The 2,153-nt window shown below is 47.4% G+C and carries 2 protein-coding genes and 1 pseudogene; 1 reads left to right on the plus strand and 2 read right to left on the minus strand.

Translation table 11 applies throughout. The features are described from left to right. Nucleotides 1-67: pseudogene (locus ACTHUE_RS16455) on the minus strand (30S ribosomal protein S20); the annotation flags it as partial. 308 nt (nt 68-375) lie between these two features. On the opposite strand from ACTHUE_RS16455, the gene ACTHUE_RS16460 reads away from it, so the two are divergent. Further along, nucleotides 376-1,518 carry an extracellular solute-binding protein gene (locus ACTHUE_RS16460; RefSeq protein WP_377072518.1) on the plus strand — a complete coding sequence of 381 codons (1,143 nt, stop codon included), beginning with the start codon at nt 376-378 and terminating at the stop codon, nt 1,516-1,518. Nucleotides 1,519-1,593: 75 nt separating this feature from the next. On the opposite strand, the gene ACTHUE_RS16465 is transcribed toward ACTHUE_RS16460, so the two are convergent. Further along, complete coding sequence (locus ACTHUE_RS16465; RefSeq protein ID WP_003680126.1) at nt 1,594-2,025, minus strand: EamA family transporter; 432 nt, start codon at nt 2,023-2,025, stop codon at nt 1,594-1,596. Between the last annotated feature and the right edge of the window lie 128 nt (nt 2,026-2,153).

A 2,153-nucleotide genomic window follows, 5' to 3' on the forward strand; every position in this document is an offset into this window, starting at 1 on the left:
TGGCGTTGTGGGCGCGTTGTTTAACCGACTGGCGGGCACGTTTGCGGGCTTGTGCGCTGTTTGCCATATTGAATATCTCCTGAAAAATAAATTCTGTAAACGCGCAATTTTAAAGACAGATTTCCTTGTATGCAAGCTTTTTCTCTATAAACGCGCGCAAATCAGCCGTATTTTGCCCAAAAACGACAGCCGGTGCAACGCTTTTGGGAAAAAGATGATGTTGCTCTGCCTTATTTCAATAAAAATCAGATGGATATTGCTTTTCGTTTGCTTACGTTTCCATTACAATAGCCTAACTCTGCGCCGGGGTGTTTATGGGGTGCAGGGTTTCTTATTTATTGACATTAACCACTCTTTCATCAGGAATCTGCCCGTATGAAAAAATCTGTATTAGCCGTATTGGCCGCATTGTCTTTGGCCGCGTGCGGCGGTGGCGAGAAAAAAGCCGAGCAACCTCAAGCAGGCAGCGCGCCTGCTGCCAATGCCGAGGCAGCCGCTACCGATACTTTGAATATCTACAACTGGTCAAACTACGTTGACGAAAGTACAGTCGAAGACTTCAAAAAAGCCAACAATTTGAAGCTGACTTACGATTTGTATGAAAACAACGAAACGCTGGAAGCCAAAATGCTGACCGGCAAATCCGGCTATGACTTGGTTGTGCCCGGTATTGCCTTCCTGCCGCGCCAAATTGAGGCAGGTGCATACCAAAAAATCAATAAGGATCTGATTCCGAACTACAAAAACATCGACCCTGAATTGCTGAAGATGTTGGAAACCGCCGACCCGGGCAATCAATACGCCGTTCCTTATTTCTCCGGTGTGAACACTTTGGCGATTACCGCGAAAGGCAAGGAGCTTTTGGGCGGAAAATTGCCTGAAAACGGCTGGGATTTGCTGTTCAAACCTGAATACACCAACAAGCTGAAATCTTGCGGCATCGCTTTGTGGGATACCCCGAGCGAAATGTTCCCAATCTTGTTGAACTACTTGGGTAAAGATCCTAAAGGCTCGAATCCTGAAGATTTGAAAGCGGCGGCAGAAGTGTTGAAAGCCATCCGTCCTGATGTAAAACGTTTCAGCCCTTCCATCATTGACGAATTGGCGCGCGGCGACATTTGCTTGGCGGCAGGTAACGGCGGCGACTTGAACTTGGCCAAAGCGCGTTCTGAAGAAGTGAAAAACAATGTCGGCATCGAAGTGTTGACTCCGAAAGGCATGGGCTTCTGGATTGAATCTTGGCTGATTCCGGCCGATGCGAAAAACATCGTCAATGCCCACAAATACATCAACTACACACTTGATCCCGAAGTGGCTGCGAAAAACGGTATTGCCGTAACCTTCGCACCGGCCAGCAAACCTGCACGCGAAAAAATGCCTGCCGAGCTGGTGAACACACGTTCTATTTTCCCGAACGAGCAAGACATGAAAGACGGTTTCGTTATGCCTCAAATGAGCGCAGATGCGAAAAAACTGTCTGTTAACTTGTGGCAAAAAATCAAAGTCGGTTCAAATTAATTGTGAGCTGATTGTTTGAAGCAAAGCAAAGGCCGTCTGAAATTTTTCAGACGGCCTTTTTTGATGTCCCAATCTTTATCGTTTCAAAGCCAAAGTCAATACGCCTGCGGTTACCAAGCCTAAGCCTATCCATTCCTGCGTACTTGGGCGTTCGTCTAAGAAAACGACGGCCATCAGGGCAACTAGGACCAGGCTGAATTTGTCGACGGGTGCGACTTGCGATGCGTTGCCCAGTTGCAGGGCTTTGAAGTAGGCAAGCCAAGATGCGCCGGTAGCGAGGCCGGATAGGATGAGGAATGTCCAGTTGCGGCCGGTAAAGCCGTTCACGCCCTGCCATTTGCCGGTGTAGGTTAAAAACAATACCAAGGCGGCGAGGATGACCAAGGTGCGGATAAATGTGGCGAAATCCGAATCTATGCCCTGTAAACCCATTTTGGCGAAAATGGCGGTCAATGAGGCGAAGCCTGCCGATGCCAATGCCCAAAATAGCCATGCGTTGCTGCTCATATTTTATTCCTTTGTTTCAAATTGTTGACAATATGAATCCGCTTGTTGATGAAATATCGAAATTTTCACTGCGGTTTGTCTTTGGAAAACGCTATAATAGAACTAATATTCTTTTTCTTCCAGCCGTC

This window comes from Neisseria sp. P0021.S005, assembly GCF_051956955.1.